2 protein-coding genes are annotated in these 731 nt (G+C 57.5%); both read left to right on the forward strand.

Annotation, left to right across the window (positions count from 1 at the left end; all coding sequences use genetic code 11):
- On the forward strand, window positions 1-372 hold a 372-nt coding region (locus tag HCU76_RS36355), incomplete at its 5' end, for an alpha/beta hydrolase (protein WP_218512065.1).
- A 38-nt stretch (window positions 373-410) separates the two neighbouring features.
- Window positions 411-731, forward strand: a 321-nt coding sequence (locus tag HCU76_RS36360) for a tetratricopeptide repeat protein (protein WP_218512066.1), incomplete at its 3' end; no start/stop codon positions are given.

A 731-nucleotide genomic window follows, 5' to 3' on the forward strand; every position in this document is an offset into this window, starting at 1 on the left:
GCTTCACCCGATGTGGGGGAGGAGGAGTTTCGACAACGCTGGATTTATGAGCTTAAGAGCACTACGGCGCCGCGCTACACGCTGTACGCCTCCCGGCAAGACTTGCCGGTCGCACTTTCATCTTGGCTGCATGGAGAACGCAGGCTAGGCGCCGGCGGCAAGGACATCAGCGTGATGCCACCAATGGATTCGGTCGATGCGAGCGGCATCACTAAAGAATGGTTCGGCTTGTCGCACAGTTACTTTGGAGATAACAGCACCGTGATGAACGACCTGTTCGTGCTTATCCATCACAACGCGGCTCCCAGCAAGCGGCCTCGCCTGCGCAGAGTTCAAGGCAGCCAGGGGGACTATTGGGAATTCAGGCGATGAGTCCGCGAAGTTGGCCTGCCAGACTATTGCTGGCAACCATGGTGGCAGTGATTCCGTTGGCCGCGGTGCCTGATGTAAACCAACTAAATGAGCAGATCGTTCACCTCATCGATGAAGGCCAATATGCACAGGCACTTCAATTAGCGCAGGCGGCCTTGCAGGAAGTGGAGACGATCAATGGATCGAAAGATCTAACTACAGCTACCGCCCTAAGCAACACGGCGCGGGTGTACGCGCTATTGGGGCTTTACGATGAAGCGTTACCTCTTTACACGCGCGCTCTCGCGATCCGTGAGGGCGCGTTCGGCGCGGAGCATCCAACGACCGCTACCAGCCTCAACGACCTGGCGGGACTCTAC

The sequence above is a fragment of the Variovorax sp. dw_308 genome, from assembly GCF_019207085.1.
GTDB lineage: Bacteria > Pseudomonadota > Gammaproteobacteria > Burkholderiales > Burkholderiaceae_C > Variovorax.